Genomic DNA, 25,948 nt, shown 5'->3' with positions numbered 1-25,948 from the left:
AGGGTTTGCCGTTACACAGCCTCAACCAATCAGGGATTCTCCGGTGAAGTTCATAAAGCGTTTATTATTTTTAACATTGATTTGCATAATTCTTGGAGTCACCACAATATTTGGCTTCTATCAGTACGTGAAGCCTGAATTGCCAGATGTTGCAACTCTAAAAGACGTTGAATTACAAACACCTATGCAGGTGTTTAGTCAAGACGGGAAGCTGATCGCACAGTTCGGTGAAAAGCGTCGTATTCCTGTTACTTATGATGAAATTCCTCAAGACTTAATTCATGCGCTAATCGCAACCGAAGATAGCCGTTTTTACGAACACCCAGGTATCGATCCTATCGGCATCACTCGTGCAGCCGTTGTAGTTGCGATTTCAGGTTCCGCTAAGCAGGGCGCAAGTACCATTACGCAACAGCTAGCGCGTAACTTCTTCTTATCTAATGAGAAGAAGATCATGCGTAAGATTAAAGAGATTTTCATTGCTATCCACATTGAGCAGCTTCTGAGTAAGCAAGAAATCATGGAACTTTATGTCAATAAAATCTTCCTTGGTTACCGCTCATATGGTTTTGGTGCGGCCGCTCAAGTTTACTTTGGTAAGAGCCTTGATGAATTGACGTTAAGCGAACTTGCGACACTCGCAGGGATGCCAAAAGCGCCATCAACGATGAACCCAATTTACTCTCTTGAGCGTGCGACAAAACGCCGTAACGTCGTGTTAATGCGAATGCTTGATGAAAAATACATCACGCAAGAACAGTATGACGAAGCACGCAACGAACCTATCGTGGCACGTTACCACAGTGCTGAAATTGAACTTTCAGCTCCTTATGTGGCGGAACTAGCTCGTGCATGGGCCGTGAAAGAGTACGGTGAAGAAGAAGCCTATACCTCTGGCTTGAATATCTACATGACGGTGGACTCTAAACTGCAAGATGCCGCGAATACATCCGTGGTAAATAATCTGCTGTCATACGATGAACGTCACGGCTACCGCGGTGCGGAAAAAGTGCTTTGGAAAGAAGGTGAAACCGCTTGGAACAGCGAGCAAATAGAAAAGCATCTTAAGAAGCAACCAACTTATGGTGACCTTTATCCTGCCGTCGTGACAAAAGTCGATGATAAGACTGCACAAGTTTGGGTTAAAAACCATGAAGAGCAGACCATTCCTTGGACTGGAATGCATTGGGCACGTAAATACATCACCGAAAACCGCCAAGGCTCAACACCAAAATCAGCGCATGATGTGCTAGCGACGGGTCAACAAATTTGGGTTCGCGAAGTGAGCGAAGCCAATGAAGATGACAACACGACACAAAGCTGGAAACTGAGCCAAGTGCCAACAGCGAACACCGCGTTTGTCGCGATGAACCCGGAAAATGGTGCGATATTGTCGTTAGTGGGTGGCTTTAACTTTGTTCATAGTAAGTTTAACCGTGCCACTATGTCAGTGCGTCAGGTTGGCTCAAGTATCAAACCATTTATCTACTCAGCAGCAATTGACAAGGGACTTACCCTAGCCACTCTGATCAACGATGCGCCGATTAACAAATGGGACGCAGGTTCTGGTTCGGCTTGGCGACCTAAAAACTCACCACCAACCTATGGCGGTCCAACTCGCCTTCGCCTCGGCTTAGCTCAGTCAAAGAACGTGATGGCAGTGCGTACGCTGCGTGAAGTAGGCCTTGATGAAACTCGTCAGTACCTTACTCGTTTTGGTTTTGATATTAACCAAGTACCACGTTCAGAGACCATCGCGCTCGGTGCTGGTAGCTTAACACCAATGAAAGTGGCACAAGGCTACTCTGTATTTGCGAACGGAGGTTATTACGTCGAACCGTTCTACGTAGAACGCGTGGAAGATGCATTCGGTGAAGTGCTGTTTAAAGCGAATCCAAAGAGCGTTTGTCATAAGGATTGCCCACAAATGAGCGCTCAGCCAGACAATCGCTATGCCGATGAGTTTGGCGAACAAGACGTCGCGATTGATGGTTTGGCAACAGACAACGCACTGGAAAATGATGAACCTCAATATGCTCCACAAGTTATCTCTGAGCAAAATGCATTCTTGATGCGTGAGATGATGTACAGCAACATTTGGGGTGGTGGTAACTGGCGTGAAGGTACGGGGTGGAACGGTACTGGCTGGCGTGCACAAAAACTGGGGCGTCGTGATATCGGTGGTAAAACGGGTACAACGAATGACTCCAAAGATGCTTGGTACAACGGCTATGGTCCTGGTGTTGTTGCCATTGCTTGGGTTGGTTTTGATGATCACTCACGCGCCCTTGGTCGCACAACGGTTAATAGCAACCTAGGCAAAGGCCAAATTTCTGGTGCTGAATCGGGTGCGAAAACCGCAGAACCCGCTTGGATTGACTTTATGCGCGTTGCACTAGAAGAAACACCTGAGCAAGGTAAAAATATTCCAGATAACATCATTCGTGTTCGTATTGATCGCAACACTGGCATGCTAACGCACAAAGTAGACAGCACATCGATGTTCGAATACTTTGAAAAAGGCACTGAGCCTACCGAATACGCTGGCGACCGTTTGGAAGACAGTATTTATTCTTCCGGCTCTGGCGCAGAAGAGCTGTTCTAAATCACTAAAGCAAAAGGGAGAGCATTCGCTCTCCCTTTTTTTATGTCGGCTTTTACGCCGCGGCGTTCAATGAAGGATAAGAAGCCAATACTTCTTTAATCTTCGCCGCCAAAGCTTCAAACCTTGCACGCAGTGGTGAGCCCGGGCGATATACAAGGACTATATTGCGCGAAGGCGTAGGGTTAACGGCTGGTACATAGCACACGCCATCTTTTTGCTTCTCATTAGGGATAGAAAGCTGAGGCAATAACGTAATCCCAGCACCAGCAGCGACCATATTCCGCAGTGTCTCCAAACTGGTTGCCTTAAAGCGTTCATCGTCTTTCGCTCCGGCAGCAAAACAGAAACCTAACGCTTGATCACGCAGACAGTGGCCGTCTCCTAGCGCTAAAACGGTTTTACCATTCAGCTCCAACATATCAACATGGTCGAGAGAGGCCCACTCATGATCACATGGCACCGCAACGCTTAACGGCTCGTTATACACTTCGATTTCTTTAAAAGGTGCCGTTTCATCAACCGAAGCCAAGACCAAGCAGTCCAATTTACCTTCTTCTAATTGACGCACCAACTGATGTGTTTGAGCTTCGTGCAGGAACAGCTCCAGTTCAGGAAATGCTTCTTTTATCTGCGGCAGAATTTTGGGTAGTAGATACGGACCTACCGTCGGGATGAAACCGATATGCATAGGCCCAGTCATTGCTCCGCTCTGACCACTCGCCATATCTTTAAAAGTTTTCACTTCACTTAAGATACGCTTAGCTTGCTCCACCAACTGCAACCCTGAATCGGTAAACAAAACGCGACGGCTGCTTCGCTCTAAAAGCGTGGTACCGAGTTCATCCTCTAGCTTACGAATTTGTCCACTCAATGTTGGTTGGCTAACAAAACATGCTTCTGCCGCTTTGCGAAAGTGCTTATGTTCCGCAAGTGCAACTAAGTACTCAAAATCTCGAATATTCATAACTCACAATTCGCTTCTTTTAACAATAGCTAATACCTATCAAAACCATAACACCAAACGATTAGAGCTATCAAAGGATTTTTACAATAATGGGCTCAACAGAACGAAACAGAGCAAAGAAAAACGCTAAGCTCTATACGCATAATTTAAAATAGTTAAAGGAAATCATTATGTTTGTATCTAAAGAAGGTCAACAAGTCCCTCAAGTTACTTTTCCAGTTCGTCAAGGTGACTCTTGGATGAATGTAACGACTGATGAGCTATTTAAAGGTAAGACCGTTATCGTATTTAGCTTACCGGGTGCATTTACTCCAACCTGTTCATCAAGCCATCTACCTCGTTACAACGAATTGTTCCCTGTATTTAAAGAGCACGGAGTGGATGAGATTATTTGTGTCTCAGTCAATGATACGTTCGTGATGAATGCATGGAAACAAGACCAAGAAGCAGAAAACATCACCTTCATTCCTGACGGTAATGGTGAGTTCACCGATGGCATGGGCATGTTAGTGGATAAAAACGACATCGGCTTTGGCAAACGTTCATGGCGTTACAGCATGCTAGTAAAAGATGGCGTAGTGGAAAAAATGTTCATTGAGCCAAACGAACCTGGCGACCCATTCAAAGTGTCAGACGCAGACACCATGCTGAACTACATTGCGCCAGACTACAAAACGCAAGAGTCCATCACGGTATTCACTAAGCCAGGCTGCCCTTTCTGTATGAAAGCGAAACAAAACCTGATTGACCACGGTCTTCAATATGAAGAAGTGATTCTGGGTAAAGACGCAACGACAGTTAGTCTACGAGCTATATCTGGTCGCACAACTGTTCCACAAGTCTTTATCGGTGGCAAGCACATCGGCGGTAGCGAAGAGCTAGAAGCGTATCTAGGCTAAGCTGTCCATAGCCTACACCCTCGGTCTCCGGTGCCTTTGGCTCGGAGGCCAACCCTAACTCACTTCTTCTACTAGTCTAGATAAGTAGTCGTCTACCGATAAGGTGACTCCTTATACAGATTCAACGACCCAATTCACTCTCCAAGCTCAATGTAGCTAGCTTGGCTTAAAAACAAAAAGCGAGAGTTCACGATGAAACAAGTTAATGTCGACGTAGCGATTATTGGTGGTGGTACTGCTGGTCTTGGCGCTTATCGAGCAGCAAAAGCTCATACTAATAGCGTAGTAATGATTGAAGGCGGCCCTTACGGAACAACCTGTGCTCGCGTCGGTTGCATGCCCTCTAAGCTGTTGATTGCGGCCGCAGAAAGTGTCCACCAAATCGAAAAAGCGCCTGGATTTGGGATCCATCCGCAAGGTGAAATACGCATTAACGGACAAGAAGTCATGGATCGTGTAAAACGCGAACGTGATCGTTTTGTTGGCTTTGTGCTTGAAAGCGTCGATGATATTCCCGCAGAAGACAAGTTATCAGGTTACGCGAAGTTTGCCGATGATCATACACTTATCATAGATGACCATACTCAAGTCACCGCAAAACGGATTGTGATCGCGACGGGCTCTCGTCCTGCCTATCCAGCAGCTTGGAATGAGTTGGGTGACCGTCTCGTAATTAATGATGATGTCTTTGATTGGGATGATTTGCCTGAGTCCGTTGCGGTATTTGGCCCCGGAGTGATCGGACTTGAACTCGGTCAAGCATTGCACCGCCTAGGGGTGAAAGTGAAGCTCTTTGGTCTTGGTGGTCAAGTTGGTCCACTGACAGATCCAGAGGTGATGGCTTACGCAGATAAAACTTTTAAAGAAGAGTTCTATCTTGATGCCGATGTAAAAGTAGAAAGCATGAAGCGCATACCATCATCGAATGCAGCAGGCGCTGACAAAGTTGAGATCCAATTCATTAACCACGACGGTGAATTAGAAACCTTTATTGTTGATTACGTTTTAGCATCCACTGGACGACGTCCAAACGTAGATAAGCTGGCGATCGAGAACACCAATATTGCCCTCGATGAACGCGGTGTACCAACCGCAGATCACTACACATTGCAAACCTCCGTTGAGAGTATTTTTATTGCGGGTGATGCAAGTAACCAAGTTCCATTGCTGCACGAGGCCGCTGACCAAGGTCGCATTGCTGGTGATAATGCTGGTCGTTTCCCGGATATTCGTGCAGGTCTGCGTCGTTCGCCAATTTCAGCTGTATTCTCCGATCCGCAAATAGCTATGGTCGGTGAAACTTTCAAACAACTGGAAACTCGCTTAGGAAGCTGTGGTTGTTTTGTTACTGGCGAAGTCTCGTTTGAGAATCAAGGGCGTTCACGCGTCATGCTACGAAACAAAGGGATGTTACATGTCTATGGCGAGCAAGGTACTGGACGCTTTTTAGGTGCAGAGATGATGGGGCCGAACGCAGAACACCTCGCGCATCTTTTGGCTTGGGCACACCAAAATAGAATGACGGTTTCTGAGATGCTAGATATGCCCTTCTACCATCCAGTGATCGAAGAGGGTGTCCGCACCGCTCTACGTGATTTGAATGCAAAACTACACTTAGGGCCAGAAATGGTGAAACATTGCCTTGACTGTGGGCCTGGTTGCTAACGATTTCATGCTCAATCGAGCCAGTCTTTACATACCAAACAAAACAGAAAGCCTCGTGATTAACGAGGCTTTCTGTTGACTACTTTGAGGCGATTACATAAGTACTACACAGCCATCATTGCGTAACGACTTACCATGATGATCGCGACTATACCGATCGTAAAAAAGCCACCAGCGATACTCAGCGCAAATTTCAATTCTGTCGACATGATTATTTTTCCTATTAAAGACTGACAGCGCACCATACATCAATCACGTGCCACATAAGCTCTACGAAGCTAACTTTCCATTTTTGGTTGTGTTCCTGCGCTCTAAGCTGCTACAAAAAACGCTTTCTCTCTTCGTGTTGGGTATATAATCTGAAGCAACACTGATGCCTTGGAAAACACTATGACTTGTCGCCGTTGCGAGGAACATTGGTTTTGGAAAAAGCTTGGGCGTTGCCAACGATGCTTGGATCAGTTAACGGTGCTTTCGGTACTGTGCTGGATTGTGTGGTGGTTTGCGTTCAAAGATGATCCACAAAGCATCGAGTCGATCGCTTTGATCTTTGCTGGTTTCGCTTTCAATATTTTATTGTTTTTGCACTTATGGATGCGTTTTGTCATCTTGCCGTGGCAACGTCGGCGAGGACGAAAAGAGACGGATAAAAAAGAGTAAAGTGGCAGATAGAAAAAAGCCCCAAAACCAATATCAGTTCTGGGGCTCTCTTAGATTCTTCTAAGAAAAAGCAGTGGTACTTTAATAGACCGAGCTTCCTCTCAAAGGTTCCAAATTTTTTCGATTTTTTTAGCAAATACTGATGTAAGTGAATCAGAAAATAACTATGTCATTGAATGCTAATAAAATCACTCCGAAATTTCAGCTCATGCCACATGCGATTTTTGGATCACTTGCTCCATTAAATTGATCTCTAGCGCCACTTCATCACATGCGTGCTGACGTGGACACTGATCGCAATCTTTCAAGACTTTTTCTGGCAACAGCGACTTCGATGTTGGTAAGAAGCTCTGCTTCATAAAGAACTCTGGCGTTCGAGTGAGGACAAAGACCTTCTTGATCGCCATTTGACGTGCTTTCTCAACCAAGTGATTTACGATTGCACTGCCCTGCCCTTGGCCTTGCCAGCCCGCTTCGATACCAAGAGAGCGTATTTCAGCCAACCCTGAGTCATACACATATAGAGAAGCGCAACCTGTCACTTCACCATGATGCTCAGCCACCGCGAAGGAGCCAATATCTCTCACGAGCTCATTACGAGAGCGGGGTAGATTCTCACCGAGGTTCGCCCAATAAGCCACCATGCCCTCTAGTGTTTCAATGTCCGTCAAACGTGCAGGACGCACTTTCACTGCCGAGCTGTCACGCTGGCTCAGACGTTTATCCGCTTGCTCTACCGCATAAGCGACTTGGTGAGGCGAAACGCCACCCAGCGCACAACGTTTTTCCAAACAAGACTCTATTGTCAGAATGTCATACACATCATCTTCAATCACCTCAGAGAAGGCTTTTAGCTCTTGCAGAGACAATTCTTCCAGCGCACAGCCTTTGTCAATTGCCCCTACCACCGCTACGCCCACAATATGGTGCGCCTCACGGAATGGGATGCCTTTCGCCACTAAGTAATCAGCTAACTCAGTCGCGTTCGCATACCCTTGCTTCGCAGCTTCAAGCGTACGCTCACCATTTACTTTAATGCCATCAAAACACAGCGCTGCCATTTCCATGCAATCATTCCATGTGTCTAACGCATCAAACAACCCTTCTTTATCTTCTTGCATGTCTTTGTTGTACGCCAATGGTAAGGCTTTCACTGTCATCATCATGCTCGATAATGCGCCATAGACACGCCCTGTCTTACCACGGATCAACTCAAGTGCATCTGGGTTTTTCTTCTGTGGCATCAATGACGAACCAGACGTCACCGTATCCGCTAACTCAATAAAGTTAGACTCCCCTGAGTTGTAGAAGATCATATCTTCTGCAAGACGAGAAAGGTGCAACATAGAAATCGAGGCCACCGACATCAGTTCCATCACATGATCACGATCCGAAACCGAATCGAGTGAATTACGCGTAGCGCGGTGGAAACCAAGGTTATGAGCTAACTGTTCACGATCAATCGGATAAGCCGTGCCAGCTAAAGCACCCGAGCCAAGTGGACAAGTGTCGAGGCGCTGTAAGGCATCATTCAGACGAGAGTAGTCACGCTCGAACATTTCAACATAAGCCAAACACCAGTGAGCAAAGGTGACAGGTTGAGCGCGCTGAAGATGAGTATAGCCAGGCAATACAGTGCCTTGGTGCTGCTTAGCAACATGAACCATTTGCGATTGCAGACGATCTAAAGCAATCAACAGTTGCTGGCCTTGCTGACGACACCAAAGTTTTAGGTCTGTCGCTACTTGGTCATTACGAGAACGCCCAGTGTGGAGTTTTTTACCTAAATCTCCCACTTTACTAATCAGCTGCTGTTCAACCCACGAGTGGATATCTTCTGCATCTGAGCGAAGAATTTGATGAGGATCTTCCATCACTTCTAACTTCAGCTCGTTTAAAGCAAGTTCCAGCTTTTGCTGTTCTTCTGCCGATAGAACATCTACAGAAAGCAGAGCTTTAGACCATGCGATTGAACCTACGATGTCTTGCTCAGCCAATCGGTAGTCAAAACGCAACGAATCGTTAAACTCTTTAAATCTAGTGTCTGCCGCTTGGGTAAATCTTCCGCCCCATAATGCCATTGCGTTTCTCCTGATGACTATTGCTTACTCTAACGTTCTCGAATGAGTAGTAACCAATTTGATGGTCATTTGCTCACTTTTTCTTATGGGTCAACGTTACGGCAATTTCGACAAAAAATAAAGTATAAATTCAATATTTTTACATATATATTCAAACAGGATGCATTTGCATCTTTGTACTCATAGACGTAAGCCAACAAAAAAGACCTGCTATCCAATAGCAGGTCTTTACTCAATCCGAGATGTGGAGAGATTATTTCTTCTGGCTGTTCAACGCACGGATACGGCTTGATAGCGAGTAAAGACGGATGAAACCACCCGCATGGCTTTGGTCGTAAACCTCATCTTCACCAAAAGTCGCGAACTCTTCTGAGTACAAGCTGTTGTCAGAACGTTTTTGCGTTACCGTGGCTTGGCCTTTGTAGAGCTTAACAACCACTTCGCCATTCACGTCTTGCGCTAGCTCTTCTGAAGCGGCAAGGATCGACTTACATAGTGGCGTAAACCAACGGCCATCGTACACAAGGTGAGACGCTTTTAGACCTAGCTCCTCACGGAATTCGAATGATGACTTGTCTAGCACAAGCTGCTCTACAGCACGCAGCGCTTCCATCATGATGGTGCCTCCCGGTGTTTCGTAGCAGCCACGAGATTTCATTCCTACAAGACGGTTTTCAACGATATCGATACGACCAACACCGTGCTTCGCACCTTTTTCGTTTAGATACACCAACGCGTTGTATGGTGTCATCGCTTCGCCATCAACTTCGACCACTTCACCTTTTTCTACTTTCAGCGTGACGTATTCCGCTTCGTTTGGTGCTTGCTCTGGGTCTACAGTCCATACCCAGCAATCTTCGTTTGGTGCGTTCCACGTATCTTCTAGGACGCCACCTTCAGTAGAAATGTGCCATGCGTTTGCATCACGTGAGTAGATCTTAGTAAGAGACGCTGAACAAGGAATGTTACGCTCAGCTAGGTAATCCAAACATTCTTCACGGCTCACTAGGTCCCATTCACGCCAAGGGGCAATCACTTGTAGATCTGGTGCTAGTGCTGCGAATGCGCCTTCGAAACGAACTTGGTCATTACCTTTACCTGTACAGCCGTGACACAATGCGTCCGCGCCCACTTTACGTGCGACTTCAACCTGTGCTTTAGCAATAATTGGACGCGCCATTGATGTACCCAGCAGGTACTTACCTTCATAGTACGCGCCGGTTTTTAGCGTTGGGTAAATGTAGTCTGCGACCATTTCTTCTTTCAAGTCAGCGATGTAACACTCAGAAGCACCTGAAGCTTTTGCTTTCGCTTCAATACCTTCTAGCTCTTCTGCGCCTTGACCAACATCGGCAACGAAAGCAACGACTTCACAATCGTAGTTCTCTTTTAGCCACGGGATAATTACTGAGGTATCTAGACCGCCTGAGTATGCGACTACCACTTTATTTACGTTCACTTTGCTCATCTTTCTTCTCCAAACTTAACTGGCGCTGCGCTCGGCGGTCAGTGCCAACTACTACTTCCTAATATTGAATTCTTTTGCTGATGCTTATTGAGGCAAAAATTGCGTTCCAATACTTTCACCAGCGAATAGCTGTACTAATTTTTCTGGGTAACGCCAGGTCGCGACTTCGATAGGGCGACCAAGATCATTGGCCGCCTCCAAAGCAGCTTTAACTTTGACGATCATGCCGTCTGTGATCACTTGCCCTTTGATCAATGCATCGGCTTCTTGCTCAGATAGCGTTTTGATCAAATGCCCTTTGCCATCGAGTACGCCACTCACATCTGACAACAGGACTAATTCAGCATCGAGAGCACCTGCCACCGCGACTGCGGCTTGGTCAGCATTCACATTCATCATCTGGCCATCTGTGGTTAAGCCAATTGAACTGATGATCGGCAGTGCGCCTGTGTTTAGTACCGCTTGTAATAGCGTTGAATCACCCGGTGATGCTTTACCTACCGCGCCGAGTTCTGGGTCAAGTTCTTCAACAAGACACAAACCACCATCCGCAAGGCTAAGACCCACAGCGTTAAGACCGTCCGCAATCGCTTGACCTTGAAGCAGCTTGTTTGCGGTACCTGCAAGCGCGCCTGCAATCACCGGAATTTGATCGTAAGGCGTTACGCGTAAACCGTTTTTCTTTACGGTTTCAAGCTGAAGCTTTGCCATCAACTCATCAACTAGGTAGCCACCGCCATGAACGATGGCGATTTGTCGCTGTGCCGATTTTTGGTAAGCCGCAATGGCACCAAAAAGTTGGCTTAAGGTTTGAGTGCAAGATAGAGCTGCACCGCCTAGCTTAATGACTAAAGGAGCTTGATTGGTTTGCGTCATCGCATTTCCCTCTTTCAACGACTACAGCAACGCTGTCAGTTCTGGGTAACCATAATGAATATTGAGACATTGCATCGCTTGACTTGATGCACCTTTGAGTAGATTGTCGATGGCTGAAATCACAATGATGTGTTCGCCTTGTACCTTCCAGCCGATATCGCAGAAAGGGGTATTTTCGACATCCTGAATACGTGGAATGCCATCGCCTTTTAAACGCACGGCTGGCTTTCCTAGATAAGCTTGTTCAAATGCTTGAGCGACTTGTTGCTCTGTAACGCCTGATGCTAGCTTCATCGTGATCGTGGCAAGAATGCCGCGTTTAAAGTTGCCTAGGTGCGGAGTAAAAATCACATCGCAACCTAAGTGCTGAGCAATTTCTGGTTGGTGACGATGAGTAAATACACCATAAGGTTGCAAGCTCACTTCACAGAAACTGTTCACCATAGAAGCTTTACGCCCAGCTCCGGACACACCGCTGGTCGCGTTAATGACAGGCCATTGATTGGTATCCACTAATGCATTTTCGAGTAGAGGTTTGATGGCTAACTGCGAAGCAGTCGGGTAGCAACCTGCTACAGCAACTAAGGGAGCAGTTTGAATTGATTCCTGGTTCCACTCTGCTAAGCCGTATGCAGCTTTATCTAGCCAGTTATTATGTTGATGCTCGAAGCCATAAAAGGTGTTGTAAAAACCTTCACTTTGGACGCGGAATGCCCCCGATAAATCGAATACCTGACAGCCTGCCTCCAAGAAAGTTGGGGCTAGATCGTGGCTCACCTCATGAGCCGTTGCTAAAAACACCACATCCGATTCTTGAGCGATTTGCAGTGGATCCGTTAGTGGCGAGACCGGCATATCAATGATGCCTGCTAACTTACCGTGCAGCTGCGCAATATTCTTTCCTGCATCAACACTGTTGGCGGAAACGTATAAACCTGATAGCGTGAGTTGTGGGTGTTTATTAACCATTAACGCTAACTCTGCGCCGGTGTAACCGCTGGCTCCAATAATCGTGGTTTTTAGCATTGTGTGACATCCATATACTTAAAGGCTCAAATGACTATTCATATTTAATTTTTGCTTTATTTTGATTTTTTATTCATTAAATATGATTTAATATGTGTTTTACATTTTTGTGGTCTGTCTGTCAACAGGAGATTTGAAGAATCCATGCAATTACCAACTTTTCTAGAGGTCTATGAAGGACTCATCAGCACCTCTTCTATCAGCTCCACGGATCCGAGCTGGGATCAAGGCAATGCAAAAGTCATCGAAAAACTCGCATCTTGGTTTAAAGATCTGGGCTTCAACGTTGAAGTGATCGAGGTGGAGCCAGGCAAGCACAATATGATTGCACGTATGGGAGAGGGTGAAGGCGGCCTTTTACTTGCTGGCCACAGTGATACCGTGCCATTCGATCAAGGGCGATGGAACTTTGATCCACATAAGCTGACTGAAAAAGACAACCGCTTTTACGGTTTAGGCACGGCAGACATGAAAGGCTTTTTTGCCTTTATTTACGAAGCCGTCAAAAAAGTCGACTGGAGCAAGCAGACCAAGCCGCTATACGTATTAGCCACTTGTGACGAAGAAACCACAATGTTGGGTGCACGACATTTCACCGTAAACGCCCCTTTTAAGCCGGATTACTGCATTATTGGTGAGCCTACCAGCCTCGTTCCTATTCGCGGCCACAAAGGTCATGTGGCGAATGCAATTCGGGTCACGGGTAAGTCAGGCCATTCATCCGATCCTGCCTTAGGCGTTAACGCGATTGAGATCATGCATGAAGTGATGTTTGCCATGATGCAACTGCGCGATAAATTGGTGAAAGAATACCACCATCCGGGTTTTGCCATTCCAAGCCCTACCCTAAACCTTGGACACATTCACGGCGGTGACAGTGCTAACCGTATTTGTGGTTGCTGTGAGCTGCACTATGATGTTCGCCCACTACCAGGGATTAGCCTGGATGGCCTAGAAAATATGCTGCGCGGAGCATTAAAAGAAGTCGAAGCAAAGTGGCCTGGACGCTTGGAGATAATTCCGTTACATGAACCAATTCCGGGTTACGAATGCCAACATGACCACCCATTTATCGGTGGTGTTGAAGAGATCTGCCAAACCAGTTCAGAAACCGTGAACTACTGTACTGAGGCGCCCTTCTTACAACAGCTCTGTCCAACCTTAGTTCTTGGTCCGGGTTCAATTGACCAAGCGCACCAACCGGATGAGTTTCTCTCATTTGATTTTATCGATCCCACAATTGATGTGCTTTCAAAGGCAATGGTCAAGTATTGCTGTTAATACGCGAATAAACTCAAAAGTCAGTGCAGCTCGATTGAGCTGCATCTTTTTATCTTCACAATTTAGCGCTAGCCTTAACACTTCTTTAACTTGTTATTTTGTAATTAATTTTCACTTCTTATTCTACAGCTGCCGTAAATTTGCTCTAAATCAGGAGACAGCGGAATAATTGCAAACTTAGTCTGCTTTATTTGACTATAACTGGTGCTTTTCGCTAGATTGGAGTCTTAACAAGGACAATGGATGTAGTTTTTTTACGAGGCAGGACGACAATGAACGAGAAATACGCCGCACTCAAAAGCAATGTGCGCATGTTAGGCCACTTATTGGGTAACACCATTCGCGATGCCCATGGCGAAGAAATCTTCGAGAAAGTGGAAACCATTCGTAAATTATCCAAATCGGCTCAAGCAGGTAATCAAGCAGACAGGGAAAGCTTGATAGAAGAAATCAAACACCTACCCGATGAGCAACTAACGCCCGTTACCCGTGCGTTTAACCAATTTCTAAATCTCACCAATATTGCTGAGCAATACCACACGATTTCACGCCACTGTGAAGAACACATCTGTGAACCAGACGCGATTAACTCGCTGTTTTCTAAACTGGTACAAAACGATGTGAGCAAACTGGACACTGCGCAAGCGGTTCGTGATCTGAATATTGAATTGGTATTGACGGCTCACCCAACGGAAATCACGCGTCGCACGATGATCAACAAATTGGTCAAGATCAACGAGTGCTTATCAAAGTTGGAACTGAGTGATCTTTCTTCTAAAGAGCGCAAGAAAACCGAGCGTCGCTTAGAGCAACTTATCGCACAAAGCTGGCATTCTGACGTAATTCGTCAACAACGCCCTACTCCATTGGATGAAGCGAAATGGGGTTTTGCCGTAGTAGAAAACTCACTGTGGGAAGCAGTGCCAGACTTCTTACGTGAAATGCACGATCGCTTGAAATCTTACTTGGGTGAAGGTTTACCAATTGATGCTCGCCCTGTGCACTTCTCTTCTTGGATGGGGGGTGACCGCGACGGTAACCCGTTTGTCACTCATAGCGTGACACGTGAAGTATTGCTTCTGTCTCGTTGGAAAGCCGCAGATCTTTATCTCAATGACATCAACGAGTTGATCAGTGAACTGTCTATGACGGTTTCAAACGATCAAGTTCGTGAACTTGCTGGCGAAGATCAGCACGAACCATATCGTGCGATCCTGAAACAACTTCGCTCACTATTGAACGAAACCAAAGATATTCTCGATGCTAAAATCCATGGTCAAAAACTGGCCGTTAAAGCTCCGTTGCAAAAAGTCGAGCAACTTTGGGAACCTCTGTATGCCTGTTACCAGTCGCTAAATGAATGTGGCATGGGTGTGATCGCAAATGGCTCTCTACTAGATACATTGCGCCGCGTAAAAGCATTTGGTATTCATCTTGTTCGCCTTGATATCCGCCAAGAGAGCACGCGTCATTCAGACGTATTGTCTGAATTAACCCGCTACTTAGGCATTGGTGATTACGAACAATGGAGCGAGCAAGATAAGATTGCTTTCCTAACCAACGAACTCGCATCTAAGCGTCCTCTTCTGCCTCGTGATTGGGAACCATCAGAACCTGTCAAAGAGGTTTTGGACACCTGTAAGATTATTGCAGCACAACCGCGTGAAGCATTCGGTGCCTACGTTATTTCTATGGCACGCACTGCATCGGATGTGTTAGCAGTCCACCTACTTCTGCAAGAAGCTGGCTGCCCATATCGTATGGATGTTTGCCCATTATTCGAGACGCTAGACGACTTGAACAATGCAGAATCGGTCATCAAACAGCTGATGGGTATCGACCTATACCGTGGCTTTATCCAAAACCACCAAATGGTCATGATTGGTTACTCTGACTCAGCGAAAGATGCGGGTGTCATGTCTGCAGGCTGGGCTCAGTACCATGCGATGGAATCGTTAGTAAAAGTGGCGGAAGAAGAAGGTGTTGAACTGACTCTATTCCACGGTCGTGGCGGTACAGTAGGCCGCGGTGGCGCGCCAGCACACGCTGCACTTCTGTCTCAACCACCAAAAAGCTTGAAAGGTGGTTTGCGCGTAACAGAACAGGGCGAGATGATCCGCTTTAAACTGGGCCTTCCAGATGTCGCCGTAAACAGTTTTAACCTTTACGCGAGCGCGATTCTAGAAGCCAACCTATTGCCACCACCAGAGCCAAAACAAGAATGGCGCGACTTAATGGAAGTGCTATCAGAAGTTAGCTGCGAGTCTTATCGCAACGTAGTTCGCGGCGAGCCTGACTTTGTGCCTTACTTCCGTCAAGCGACACCAGAGCTCGAGCTCGGTAAGTTGCCACTTGGCTCTCGTCCTGCAAAACGTAATCCGAAGGGCGGAGTAGAAAGCTTACGTGCAATCCCGTGGATCTTCTCATGGAGCCAAAACCGTTTGGTACTTCCTGCATGGCTAGGTGCGGGTGAAGCGATTCAATACTCGATCGATAAAGGTCACCAAGCGCTGCTCGAAGAGATGTGTCGTGAATGGCCGTTCTTCTCGACTCGCCTTGGCATGTTAGAAATGGTGTACTCGAAGTGTAATATCGATATTTCTCGCTATTACGATGAGCGATTGGTGGATGAATCACTCCGTCCACTCGGTGAAAAGCTTCGCGCTCAGCTTCAAGAAGATATCAAAGCAGTACTGAATGTAGAGAACAACGAAAACTTGATGCAGCATGACCCTTGGGGACTCGAATCGATTCGCTTGCGCAACATCTACGTTGAGCCATTGAACATGCTACAAGCCGAGTTGCTATACCGTACACGCCAAACCGAAGAAGCATCTGCAAACCTAGAAGAAGCGCTAATGGTGACAATTGCTGGTATTGCAGCTGGCATGCGCAACACAGGCTAATCGCTTCATTTGTAATAAAAAAGCTGAGCAAGTGCTCAGCTTTTTTTTGGCGCTGGATAATTGCGCAACCAAAAGGCAGTTTAATAAACTATAAAAAACCCAAAAATTACCACACAAAAAGAATAAAAAACCACAAGTTAACACTATTGATTATTATGTTAGTTTTTTAGGGTAATTTTGTCCTACTATTCCACTTCATGCTTATTATTTATATACTACTTGCCTGCTGAGAGCTCATAAATCCAATCATACCTGCTCCAGCCATGATGGGACTCCCCATCTCTCTAGGTGATAAACGGCTTTAAGGTGACAGGACCAACATTGTTGGTGCTACTTATACATTAAAAAACTCAAGTGCCAGAAAGAGCACAGCTGAAAGTATAAGTAGCTTGTTTACAAGTTTATTGACCATTTGGATTGAAGACATGTCATTACCACACGTAATCTTAACTGTTCTTAGCACTCGCGACGCAACCGGTTACGATATCACTAAAGAATTCTCTGCTAGCATCGGTTACTTCTGGAAAGCAAGCCACCAACAAGTGTACCGTGAACTCAATAAAATGGCCGAGAAAGAGCTGGTTACTTGCGTATTAGAACCCCAAGAAGGCAAACCAGACCGTAAGGTTTACTCCATCACAGATGCTGGTCGCAGCGCTTTAGGAGAATGGTTTGATCAACCAACTGCACACCCGACTGTTCGTGATGAATTTTCAGCGAAATTGATGGCATGTGCCGTTCAACCATCAACACCTTTCCGTGATCAACTCGCCGAACTGGTTGAAGAGTCTCGCAAACTGGTTTCTCACTACAAAGAAATTGAAGCGGCTTACTACGCAACGCCGTCAACTTTAGACAAACAAGCTCGCCTAGAGCGTTTAACGCTTCGTCGTAACCTACTGTTACGTGAAACGTGGATCACGTGGGCTGAAGAAGTCCTAACAGAACTTGAAGTGATTGGTTAATTTCCTTTTACTTTGATACAACGAAAAAGGCTTGCCACTCGGCAAGCCTTTTGTCTTTTTGAAACCCGATTTATGCACCTACTGCAGCGCGAGGACGAACGCCTAGCGTATGACATAAAGCGTAAGTCATCTCTGCACGGTTTAGGGTGTAGAAGTGGAAATCCTTAACGCCTTCACGACTAAGTACGCGCACCATATCAATAGCTTGGCTTGCTCCCACAAGCTGACGAGTCACCGGATCATCATCCAAGCCTTCGAACTGTTTACTCATCCAGCCTGGTACTTTCACATTGTTCTGCGCAGCAAAGCGAGAGGCTTGCTTAAAGTTCGACACTGGCAAAATACCAGGGACAATTTCCACATCAATTCCTGCCGCCACACAGCGATCGCGGAAACGAAGGTAAGACTCGACGTCAAAAAAGAACTGAGTAATTGCACGGTTTGCGCCTGCATCAACCTTACGTTTTAGGTTCAATAAGTCAGACTGCGCACTTTTAGCTTCAGGGTGAACCTCAGGAAACGCGGCTACTGAGATATCAAAATCGTGACGTGATTTCAGCAGCTCAACCAGATCCGAGGCATACATGTCAGGCGCACCGCCACCAGGAGGAATATCACCACGCAGAGCAACGATATTTTCAATACCATTATTCCAGTAATCATCGGCAATATTAATTAACTCTTCGCGAGTCGCATCAATACAAGTGAGGTGAGGAGCAGCAACCAATCCGGTTGTTGCTTTGATTTCTTTAATGATGGAGTGCGTTCTGTCACGCTCGCCAGAGTTAGCGCCGTAAGTCACAGAAACAAATTTAGGTTGGAGCGTTTTAAGACGGTGCACTGAATTCCAGAGTGTCTCTTCCATCTTAGCGCTGCTTGGTGGAAAAAACTCAAATGATACATTGATGTTGTCTGACAACTCAGCAATATTCTGGTTCAAGGCGTCAATATGGCCTGCGTGCGTGTATCCCATCTTACTCTCCCTGTGGCACTCCGCCACGAAAACAAATTCCTTAAATCGACGTTTAGACGTCTATATGTCTACAGAATGTATTGAATACGATTTAATGTCAACCTTGTAATTATGAATTTTTCTCAAGTTAATAATGAGGATAGTTCAAGTTATTGCTTGAACGTTATTTCACCACTTATCACAAGCCGATACTTCAGTATGGCACTGAAGGAAAAATAAAAAACCCTGGTCGGGTTCCAGGGTTTTAGGTATCTCGCAACTTTAGAATAAACCGGCTAATCGGTTGAGGTCGGATTGAATCGCGCCGGCTGTCACTTCTCTTCCTGCGCCAGGCCCTCGAATAACGAGTGGGTTATCTTTGTACCACTTACTTTCAATGGCAAAAATGTTGTCGCACGGCAGTAGGTTGGCGAGCGCATGTTCACGAGATAACGCTTCTACTCCCACCGTCGCTTTACCATTTTTTTCTAAACGAGCAACGTAGCGAAGCACTTGGTCGTTTCTCTGTGCTTTTGTCAGGCGCTCTTGCAGTATTTCACTCAACAGTCCTCCGTTATCGAAGAAGTCATCGATGCTAAGTTCTGTTAATTCTTCTGGTACCAGAGATTCAACCTTAACGCTGCCCGGCTCAATATCGAGACCAGACTCTCGAGCCAAGATAACCAGCTTACGCATCACATCTGAACCATCTAAATCAGAACGAGGATCAGGCTCTGTTAAACCTTGCTGCCAAGCGAGGTCGACTAAATCATTAAATGGTACTGAGCCGTCAAATTGTTGGAATAACCATGATAACGTCCCTGAGAAAATACCCGATAGAGCAACGATCTCATCACCACTTTCACGTAGATCTCGCACGGTATGGTTTATCGGTAACCCCGCACCAACCGTCGCGTTGTACAGCCAATAACGACCAATTTTAGCGAATGCATCTTGAACCTGATGGTAATACTGGCTATCTGCCGAACCCGCCACTTTGTTAGCGGAAATCAAATGAATGCCCTGCTGCGCAATTTCTACATAGCGCTGAGCTAAGTCTTTACTCGCTGTCACATCAAGCACTACGGCTTCATCGTAATTTTTTAGCGCTCCTAATTGAGTCAACCAAGACCCATCGTTTGCTAGGCTTTCATCATCAAATCGTTCAGCAACACTTGCTGCATCAATACCTTGCTCATCGAACCAGTAGGTTTGACTATCCACGACCGCGACAAGGTCGAAGCTCATGCCATGACGTTTTTCGAGCTCACCTTTTTGAGTTGCAAATAAATTTAACCAACTAGAACCAATGTTGCCCTTGCCACATAAAGCCACCGCCACGCGCTTTTGCGCTTGGAACAACTGGCTATGAATCGTTTGAACCAACACTTCGGTATCAGTACAACGCAAAACGGCGACTAAACTCAGCCCCGACTCAGTTTCAGAAATAAATTCAACCGGAGAGTGTTTTAACTTCTGATAAAAACCAAAACAATGGTTGGCGTTTTTCGTAACGCCAGCGCCTACCGCCGCTAAGAGAGAGTAGCCTTCTTTGAGCTTAATCTCCGCTTCAACCGCAAGCTCTTGTAAGTGTTTCAGTGCGCCACCGGCAATTTCTGCGGTATACGCCAAGCGCAACGTGTGTTGATCGGGCTGTGCCTCAAATGCCAATGGCTCCAATTGCGCTCGCTGCAACGCTTGTAATACATCATTCTGTGTTTTTTCGAAGTCGTGCCCATGCATGAAAGACAGCTGTACCAATAAAACATCATCCAGCGAGGTAATAATTTTAGCGCCACGGCCAGACGCTAAGACACGCTCAATACGAGTAGAGCCCGATTCCGGCAGATAGCTACACTTGAGGTTGAGATCCATAGTACTTTGCGCCACAGGCTGAAGTGTACGACTGTGTAGGACTGGGGCGGCTAAACGGGCGAGTTCGCTGGCTTCATCCAATCGAAGTAACGGTAACAGACACGCGTCTGCCACCAAACGCGGATCGGCACTATAGACACCGGCAACGTCACTCCAAATGGTGACCGTGCTCACTTCAGCCAGAGCACCGATGACAGTTGCAGAATAATCAGAGCCATTACGACCAAGTAAAATGGTTTCGCCCGCCTCGTTCTGAGCCATAAAGCCAGTAATTACCACACGTTTATGATTGTGTTGCGCGAGAACTTCTTTTATCAAAGGATATGAACGAGCGCGATCAACTTCAGGTTGAGTCCCGGCTTCCGCACGTAAAAACGCTCGTGCATCTTGTGCGACAGCGGGGATAGAACGTTGAGATAATAACGCGGCGAATAGGCGAGCAGACCAAACTTCTCCGTGTCCTAGTACCGCGGCTTTTTGCGCGCCAGTGAGTGGTGCTGTCAGCTCAGATAAGGTACTGAACTCATCATGCAGTAACGCTAATAGCTCTTCTTGTACTTCATTTTCCAACAAGTTTTCTATTAGCTCAGTTTGGAACTGTCTTAGGCTTTGAAGTGCTTCATGCGCGATTCGGCCATCTTTGTCTAACCCTTCTAGGAACTCAATCAAGCGGTTAGTGGTTTTTCCTGCCGCCGAAACGACCACAAGATCATTTTCCGTCGAATACTCCTTAAGAATATCCACAACGCGTAAATAGCATTCTGGGTTTGCTAAGCTACTGCCACCAAACTTATGCAGCTGACGTTGTAAAGTCATTATTATCGTCTCCTATTGTTGGACAGCTTTAGCGAATGCTTGCTCTAAATCTGTGATGAGATCTTGTGCATCTTCCAAGCCGACAGACAAACGCAATAGTTGATGCGACACCCCCGCTTCTGCAAGTGCTTCCTCTCCCATAGCGCGATGCGTCATGGATGCCGGATGACAAATCAAGCTTTCAACTCCACCTAATGACTCAGCCAATGAAAACAGTTGGAGCTCTTTAACGAACACTTTTAACTGCTCAAACGAACCGGCAAACTCAAAGCTCAACATAGAGCCAAAACCAGTTTGCTGCTTTTTAGCAATGTCATGACCTGGGTGCTCCGGCAGGCTTGGATGATAAATGGTTTTAACTAACGCTTGCTTCTGGAGATAAGCCAGTACCTGCTGTGAACTCTCTTCATGCACTCGCATGCGAGCACCAAGTGTACGAATGCCTCGCAACGTCATATAACTATCGAAAGGTGTGCCAGTCGCACCAATGCAATTTCCCCACCATGCAAGCTCTTCTGCATGCGCTTCTGTTTTGGTGATGATCACGCCACCAATCACGTCTGAATGACCGTTGATGTACTTCGTTGTGGAGTGGATAACAAAATCCGCACCTAGCTCTAAAGGTTTTTGGTACACGGGTGTCAAAAAGGTATTGTCCACCGCAACTAACGCGCCGACTTGTTTCGCTTTTTCACAGGTAGCTGCAATATCCACTACGCGAACCAGAGGGTTTGACGGAGTTTCTAGCAAAATGAGTTTTGGTTTTTGTGCTAATGCTGCATCCAAAGCTTGCTCGTCTGATTGATCGACAAACTGAACCTTAAAATCGCCTTTGTTGGCTCGGGTATTAAAAAGACGATAGGTGCCGCCATAACAATCGTGAGGAGCAATAATGAGATCATCAGGGCCAAGAAAAGCGGACACCCATAAATTTAATGCAGACGTACCGCAGTTCGTGACAACCGCTCCTTTTCCAGACTCGAGTTCAGATAACGCACTTTCCAACAGTCCGCGGTTTGGATTTCCAGATCGCGTGTAATCATACTTAGGTACTTCACCAAAGGCAGGGAAACCATAGTTAGTGGAAAGATAAATAGGTGGAACGACAGCGTGATATTGGCTGTCTGATTCAATACCAGTGCGTACTGCAATGGTCGCAGGTTTGCGAGAGATCATGGGTGTATCCTTTCACGGGTAATGACTTCTAAATAGGAATGCGCTATATCTAATGAGTAAAATAAAGTGATCAACACGCTTCCTTTGCTGTTCTGTTCACTTTACTCGTCAAAAAATGAGACGTCAACACTTCTAGACGTCTATATGTCTTTGCTTATGGCGGTAAATGCAGCTAAAATCAGCACCTAAATTATTTTTAACCGATTACATAAATGAAGGTGTGCAATGGCTGACTGGAATGGCGAATACATTAGCCCATATGCAGAGCACGGCAAAAAAAGCGAACAAGTAAAAAAAATTACCGTCTCTATCCCGCTAAAAGTTTTAAAAGTGCTAACTGATGAGCGTACTCGCCGTCAGATCAATAACTTACGCCATGCAACCAATAGTGAATTACTATGCGAAGCATTTTTGCACGCGTACACAGGTCAGCCACTTCCAACAGATGAAGACCTTCGTAAAGACCGTCCAGATGATATTCCAACAGAAGTAAAAGCACTGATGACGGAAATGGGCATCGAATTTGAGTCGTTTGACGAAGAGTAAAAAAGCGAGGCTGGAGGCTTCAGATAGCAATTCTTATCTCGAGCCAAAAGAATGATATAAAAAATGGGACGCGATTGCGTCCCATTTTTTGTACATCACATCTAATAGATATATTACTCTGCCATGTAGTTTTCAGGCATCTCGATACGAGCAACACCTGAATCAACTGCCGCCTGAGCCACAGCTTTTGCAACACGTGGTAGTAAACGTGAGTCCATTGGTTTTGGAATGATGTAGTCTGCACCAAACTCAAGCTTATCGACGCCTGCGGCCTTCAATACAGTTTCAGGTACAGGCTCTTTTGCTAGCTCACGAATCGCCTCAACGGCTGCAAGTTTCATTTCATCATTGATTTCACTTGCGCGCACATCAAGAGCACCACGGAAGATGAATGGGAAACACAATACGTTATTTACTTGGTTCGGGTAATCACTACGGCCAGTCCCCATGATCAAATCATCACGAACAGCGTGGGCAAGTTCAGGCTTAATTTCAGGATCTGGATTCGAACATGCAAATACGATTGGCTTATCTGCCATCAGCTTCAACGCTTCCGCTGGCAATAGGTTTGGACCAGATACACCTAGGAACAGATCCGCGCCTTCAATCACGTCTTCTAATGTGCGTTTGTCCGTGTTGTTTGCGAATAGCTGCTTGTATTCATTAAGATCATCACGACGAGTGTGGATTACACCTTTACGATCCAGCATGTAAATTTTTTCGCGCATTGCACCACATTTAATCAGCAGCTCCATACACGCAACGGCTGCAGCGCCAGCGCCAAGACAAACGATCGTTGAGTCTTCAAGCTTCTTACCTTGAAGTTCGATCGCGTTCAGCATGCCTGCCGCTGTTACAATCGCAGTACCGTGCTGATCATCGTGGAATACTGGTACATCACAACGCTCAATTAGACGCTTTTCAATCTCAAAACAATCTGGTGCTTTAATATCTTCAAGGTTGATACCACCAAAAGTGTCTGCAATGCTTGCAACAGTATCAACAAATTCATCGATCGTGCGGTGCTTAACTTCAATATCAATCGAGTCAAGGCCAGCAAAACGTTTAAACAGTAACGCTTTACCTTCCATCACTGGCTTAGATGCAAGTGGACCTAGGTTACCTAGACCCAGGATAGCGGTACCGTTAGAAATAACAGCAACCATGTTGCCTTTCGCTGTGTACTTGTACACGTTATCAGGGTTTTGTGCGATTTCACGCACTGGTTCTGCAACACCTGGGCTGTAAGCAAGGGCAAGATCACCCGCCGTTTCCGCAGGTTTTGTCAATTCGACAGCAATCTTCCCTGGAGTTGGATAAGCATGGTAATCCAATGCTTTTTGGCGATGTTCTTCTTCTGGAGTGGCTGCTTGGCGATTGTCTTCAGACATGGACGTTTCTCTTTTTTATTTTTAGGTAAGGGGGGATAAATTCTATCGGATAGAAATCAAACTTCATAGGCAAGATTGCGAGCAATATCCTTAAAAAGCCGATAATAAAAGAGATTAGACCAGATAGCGGGGATAAGCACCTGATTTTCGAGTCAGGTGCTCTTTTCTTCTTACAATTGAAGTACGCAAAATCCTGGAAGCTATTACTCTTCGTCTACGTATTGCGCTTGGAGGTAGTTCTCAATGCCAGACATTTCAATCAAGCCAAGTTGCGTCTCTAGCCAGTCAACATGCTCTTCTTCATCTTCAAGAATATCTTGAAACAGATCGCGAGACACATAGTCTCTAATGTCTTCAGCATAGGCAATCGCATCTTTTAAATCTGGAATGGCGGCCATTTCAAGCTTTAAGTCACACTCGAGCATTTCTTTAGTGTCTTCACCTATCATCAACTTGCCTAAATCTTGTAGATTCGGTAAGCCCTCAAGAAACAAAATACGCTCAATCAGATGATCGGCATGTTTCATCTCATCGATAGATTCGTGATATTCCTTATCTGCTAGGTGCTTTAACCCCCAGTCCTTATACATTCGAGCATGAAGAAAATACTGATTAATAGCGATGAGCTCATTTCCGAGCACTTTATTGAGATGTTGGATGATGATTGGATCGCCTTTCATGACAAAAACCTCCTCTTTAGCTTCATTTAAATGTAGAAGCAAATGAGAAAGTGTCAAAACGCTAGGCAAATAATTACTTAATTACCGCATGCTCACCGTAATTAGCTAGCTTGTTTGAATACCGTGTAACTGGTTTCCGCTAAAATATCCTTGGCCTGTCTGATGCACTTACCACATTGGCTACCCAATGCTGTGCATTTTTTGATTCCTTTAATATCCGTTACGCCTTCATCTATCGCCAACTTCCTAATTTTCTTGTCGGAGACCCCATGGCAAAGACAAACGTACATACTCAAAAACCTATTAAATTAACCTGTGGCAACCAATATAAGCAAGAATAGTTCTTGTTACCAGTCGCATTGATGGGCCTGTTCAGAATATTTTGTTATATAGATTTGGTGACAGTAGGCAAAGATCAGAGGGTTAGGTGTTACGACTAAAGGTGTTGAAAAATAGAGCCGGTAATATTCTGTTTTTAAATTAAAAAATTAACGTATTTCCTACGAACACTTATAACCAAATATAATTTAGATATAAAAAAGGGAAGCCTAAGCTTCCCTTTCTCGATGCGCTTTCTTCATAAAGAAGAAGAGTGCAAGATTTCGTTTAATTCGTTATGAATTAGTCGAAGATCTTAGCAACAACACCAGCACCTACTGTACGGCCACCTTCACGGATCGCGAAACGTAGACCTTCGTCCATTGCGATTGGTGCGATTAGCTCAACAGTCATCTGTACGTTGTCACCTGGCATTACCATTTCTACGCCTTCTGGTAGCTGGATGTCACCAGTTACGTCAGTTGTACGGAAGTAGAACTGTGGACGGTAGCCTTTGAAGAATGGAGTGTGACGACCACCTTCATCTTTAGACAGTACGTATACTTCTGATTCGAACTTAGTGTGTGGAGTGATTGAACCAGGCTTCGCTAGTACTTGACCACGTTCAACTTCGTCACGCTTAGTACCACGTAGAAGTGCACCAACGTTCTCACCTGCACGGCCTTCATCTAGAAGCTTACGGAACATCTCAACACCAGTACATGTAGTAGTAGTAGTGTCTTTGATACCTACGATAGCAACTTCGTCACCTACAGTTAGAATACCACGCTCGATACG

At 45.7% G+C, this 25,948-nt stretch carries 20 protein-coding genes; 8 read left to right on the top strand and 12 right to left on the bottom strand.

Annotated features, from left to right (window positions below; genetic code table 11):
* The first annotated feature begins 43 nt into the window (after positions 1–43).
* Positions 44–2,605, top strand: a complete 2,562-nt coding sequence (locus tag NB463_RS15865; RefSeq protein WP_047009943.1) for a penicillin-binding protein 1A — start codon at positions 44–46, stop codon at positions 2,603–2,605.
* A 52-nt stretch (positions 2,606–2,657) separates the two neighbouring features.
* On the opposite strand, the gene oxyR is transcribed toward NB463_RS15865, so the two are convergent.
* Positions 2,658–3,569 carry a DNA-binding transcriptional regulator OxyR gene (gene oxyR / locus NB463_RS15860; RefSeq protein WP_005395720.1) on the bottom strand — a complete coding sequence of 304 codons (912 nt, stop codon included), beginning with the start codon at positions 3,567–3,569 and terminating at the stop codon, positions 2,658–2,660.
* Positions 3,570–3,739: 170 nt separating this feature from the next.
* Between oxyR and NB463_RS15855 the strand changes: the two genes are divergently transcribed.
* The 3 genes from NB463_RS15855 to NB463_RS15845 all read left to right on the top strand — a co-directional run bounded on the left by NB463_RS15855 (position 3,740) and on the right by NB463_RS15845 (position 6,793).
* Positions 3,740–4,468, top strand: coding sequence for a redoxin family protein (locus tag NB463_RS15855; protein ID WP_005395721.1), 729 nt, complete (start codon positions 3,740–3,742; stop codon positions 4,466–4,468).
* 192 nt (positions 4,469–4,660) lie between these two features.
* Positions 4,661–6,133, top strand: coding sequence for a dihydrolipoyl dehydrogenase (locus tag NB463_RS15850; protein ID WP_047009944.1), 1,473 nt, complete (start codon positions 4,661–4,663; stop codon positions 6,131–6,133).
* 390 nt (positions 6,134–6,523) lie between these two features.
* On the top strand, positions 6,524–6,793 hold the full coding sequence (locus NB463_RS15845; protein WP_012841349.1) for a DUF3624 domain-containing protein: 270 nt from the start codon (positions 6,524–6,526) through the stop codon (positions 6,791–6,793).
* A gap of 206 nt (positions 6,794–6,999) precedes the next feature.
* Here the strand turns inward: NB463_RS15845 and argH are convergent, their stop codons facing one another.
* From argH to argC, 4 genes are all read right to left on the bottom strand, one after another.
* Complete coding sequence (gene argH, locus NB463_RS15840; RefSeq protein WP_046874629.1) at positions 7,000–8,874, bottom strand: argininosuccinate lyase; 1,875 nt, start codon at positions 8,872–8,874, stop codon at positions 7,000–7,002.
* Between the two features lie 253 nt (positions 8,875–9,127).
* Entirely contained in the window at positions 9,128–10,342 is a 1,215-nt protein-coding gene (locus tag NB463_RS15835; RefSeq protein WP_017821738.1) for an argininosuccinate synthase, read from the bottom strand.
* Between the two features lie 84 nt (positions 10,343–10,426).
* On the bottom strand, positions 10,427–11,218 hold the full coding sequence (gene argB / locus NB463_RS15830; protein WP_046874627.1) for an acetylglutamate kinase: 792 nt from the start codon (positions 11,216–11,218) through the stop codon (positions 10,427–10,429).
* Between the two features lie 21 nt (positions 11,219–11,239).
* Positions 11,240–12,244: an N-acetyl-gamma-glutamyl-phosphate reductase gene (argC, locus tag NB463_RS15825; protein ID WP_104969866.1), complete on the bottom strand. Its 1,005-nt coding sequence runs from the start codon at positions 12,242–12,244 to the stop codon at positions 11,240–11,242.
* Between the two features lie 144 nt (positions 12,245–12,388).
* Between argC and argE the strand changes: the two genes are divergently transcribed.
* The 3 genes from argE (at position 12,389) to NB463_RS15810 (ending at position 17,396) form a co-directional block, all read left to right on the top strand.
* Positions 12,389–13,525 (top strand): acetylornithine deacetylase, encoded by a 1,137-nt coding sequence (argE, locus tag NB463_RS15820; RefSeq protein ID WP_114324094.1) that lies wholly within the window; start codon positions 12,389–12,391, stop codon positions 13,523–13,525.
* 272 nt (positions 13,526–13,797) lie between these two features.
* The gene (ppc, locus tag NB463_RS15815) at positions 13,798–16,431 is read left to right on the top strand and encodes a phosphoenolpyruvate carboxylase (protein WP_074191330.1); all 2,634 of its coding nucleotides are present in this window, start codon (positions 13,798–13,800) and stop codon (positions 16,429–16,431) included.
* A 425-nt stretch (positions 16,432–16,856) separates the two neighbouring features.
* Complete coding sequence (locus tag NB463_RS15810) at positions 16,857–17,396, top strand: PadR family transcriptional regulator (protein ID WP_005395734.1); 540 nt, start codon at positions 16,857–16,859, stop codon at positions 17,394–17,396.
* A gap of 70 nt (positions 17,397–17,466) precedes the next feature.
* On the opposite strand, the gene metF is transcribed toward NB463_RS15810, so the two are convergent.
* From metF to NB463_RS15795, 3 genes are all read right to left on the bottom strand, one after another.
* Positions 17,467–18,369, bottom strand: coding sequence for a methylenetetrahydrofolate reductase (metF, locus tag NB463_RS15805; protein ID WP_046874624.1), 903 nt, complete (start codon positions 18,367–18,369; stop codon positions 17,467–17,469).
* Positions 18,370–18,630: 261 nt separating this feature from the next.
* Complete coding sequence (locus NB463_RS15800; protein ID WP_258431571.1) at positions 18,631–21,039, bottom strand: bifunctional aspartate kinase/homoserine dehydrogenase II; 2,409 nt, start codon at positions 21,037–21,039, stop codon at positions 18,631–18,633.
* Positions 21,040–21,051: 12 nt separating this feature from the next.
* Positions 21,052–22,215 carry an O-succinylhomoserine (thiol)-lyase gene (locus tag NB463_RS15795; RefSeq protein WP_258431570.1) on the bottom strand — a complete coding sequence of 388 codons (1,164 nt, stop codon included), beginning with the start codon at positions 22,213–22,215 and terminating at the stop codon, positions 21,052–21,054.
* A gap of 225 nt (positions 22,216–22,440) precedes the next feature.
* Here NB463_RS15795 and metJ point away from each other — a divergent pair, with 225 nt between their 5' ends.
* On the top strand, positions 22,441–22,761 hold the full coding sequence (metJ, locus tag NB463_RS15790) for a met regulon transcriptional regulator MetJ (RefSeq protein WP_005381353.1): 321 nt from the start codon (positions 22,441–22,443) through the stop codon (positions 22,759–22,761).
* A gap of 113 nt (positions 22,762–22,874) precedes the next feature.
* Here metJ and NB463_RS15785 read toward each other — a convergent pair whose 3' ends face one another.
* From NB463_RS15785 to NB463_RS15770, 4 genes are all read right to left on the bottom strand, one after another.
* Positions 22,875–24,152, bottom strand: coding sequence for a malic enzyme-like NAD(P)-binding protein (locus NB463_RS15785; protein ID WP_006742766.1), 1,278 nt, complete (start codon positions 24,150–24,152; stop codon positions 22,875–22,877).
* Positions 24,153–24,355: 203 nt separating this feature from the next.
* Positions 24,356–24,832, bottom strand: coding sequence for a bacterioferritin (gene bfr / locus NB463_RS15780; protein ID WP_005395745.1), 477 nt, complete (start codon positions 24,830–24,832; stop codon positions 24,356–24,358).
* Positions 24,833–24,933: 101 nt separating this feature from the next.
* Positions 24,934–25,122, bottom strand: coding sequence for a (2Fe-2S)-binding protein (locus NB463_RS15775; RefSeq protein ID WP_031780493.1), 189 nt, complete (start codon positions 25,120–25,122; stop codon positions 24,934–24,936).
* Positions 25,123–25,453: 331 nt separating this feature from the next.
* Positions 25,454–25,948 (bottom strand): EF-Tu/IF-2/RF-3 family GTPase (locus tag NB463_RS15770; protein WP_031780494.1); only part of this gene is annotated, 495 nt, incomplete at its 5' end.

The sequence above is a fragment of the Vibrio sp. RM-41-2B genome (assembly GCF_024744415.1).
In the GTDB taxonomy this organism is placed as follows: Bacteria; Pseudomonadota; Gammaproteobacteria; order Enterobacterales; family Vibrionaceae; genus Vibrio; species Vibrio diabolicus.
Note: the sequence above shows the minus strand (reverse complement) of the source record. Positions and strands in the feature narration are given on the sequence as shown.

What these genes read in the sequence shown, in the direction of transcription:
- oxyR (WP_005395720.1), bottom strand. Translation starts at nt 3,569, where the DNA reads ATGAATATTCGAGATTTTGAGTACTTAGTTGCACTTGCGGAACATAAG.
- NB463_RS15855 (WP_005395721.1), top strand. Translation starts at nt 3,740, where the DNA reads ATGTTTGTATCTAAAGAAGGTCAACAAGTCCCTCAAGTTACTTTTCCA.
- NB463_RS15850 (WP_047009944.1), top strand. Translation starts at nt 4,661, where the DNA reads ATGAAACAAGTTAATGTCGACGTAGCGATTATTGGTGGTGGTACTGCT.
- NB463_RS15845 (WP_012841349.1), top strand. Translation starts at nt 6,524, where the DNA reads ATGACTTGTCGCCGTTGCGAGGAACATTGGTTTTGGAAAAAGCTTGGG.
- argH (WP_046874629.1), bottom strand. Translation starts at nt 8,874, where the DNA reads ATGGCATTATGGGGCGGAAGATTTACCCAAGCGGCAGACACTAGATTT.
- NB463_RS15835 (WP_017821738.1), bottom strand. Translation starts at nt 10,342, where the DNA reads ATGAGCAAAGTGAACGTAAATAAAGTGGTAGTCGCATACTCAGGCGGT.
- argB (WP_046874627.1), bottom strand. Translation starts at nt 11,218, where the DNA reads ATGACGCAAACCAATCAAGCTCCTTTAGTCATTAAGCTAGGCGGTGCA.
- argC (WP_104969866.1), bottom strand. Translation starts at nt 12,244, where the DNA reads ATGCTAAAAACCACGATTATTGGAGCCAGCGGTTACACCGGCGCAGAG.
- argE (WP_114324094.1), top strand. Translation starts at nt 12,389, where the DNA reads ATGCAATTACCAACTTTTCTAGAGGTCTATGAAGGACTCATCAGCACC.
- ppc (WP_074191330.1), top strand. Translation starts at nt 13,798, where the DNA reads ATGAACGAGAAATACGCCGCACTCAAAAGCAATGTGCGCATGTTAGGC.
- NB463_RS15810 (WP_005395734.1), top strand. Translation starts at nt 16,857, where the DNA reads ATGTCATTACCACACGTAATCTTAACTGTTCTTAGCACTCGCGACGCA.
- metF (WP_046874624.1), bottom strand. Translation starts at nt 18,369, where the DNA reads ATGGGATACACGCACGCAGGCCATATTGACGCCTTGAACCAGAATATT.
- NB463_RS15800 (WP_258431571.1), bottom strand. Translation starts at nt 21,039, where the DNA reads ATGACTTTACAACGTCAGCTGCATAAGTTTGGTGGCAGTAGCTTAGCA.
- NB463_RS15795 (WP_258431570.1), bottom strand. Translation starts at nt 22,215, where the DNA reads ATGATCTCTCGCAAACCTGCGACCATTGCAGTACGCACTGGTATTGAA.
- metJ (WP_005381353.1), top strand. Translation starts at nt 22,441, where the DNA reads ATGGCTGACTGGAATGGCGAATACATTAGCCCATATGCAGAGCACGGC.
- NB463_RS15785 (WP_006742766.1), bottom strand. Translation starts at nt 24,152, where the DNA reads ATGTCTGAAGACAATCGCCAAGCAGCCACTCCAGAAGAAGAACATCGC.
- bfr (WP_005395745.1), bottom strand. Translation starts at nt 24,832, where the DNA reads ATGAAAGGCGATCCAATCATCATCCAACATCTCAATAAAGTGCTCGGA.
- NB463_RS15775 (WP_031780493.1), bottom strand. Translation starts at nt 25,122, where the DNA reads ATGTACGTTTGTCTTTGCCATGGGGTCTCCGACAAGAAAATTAGGAAG.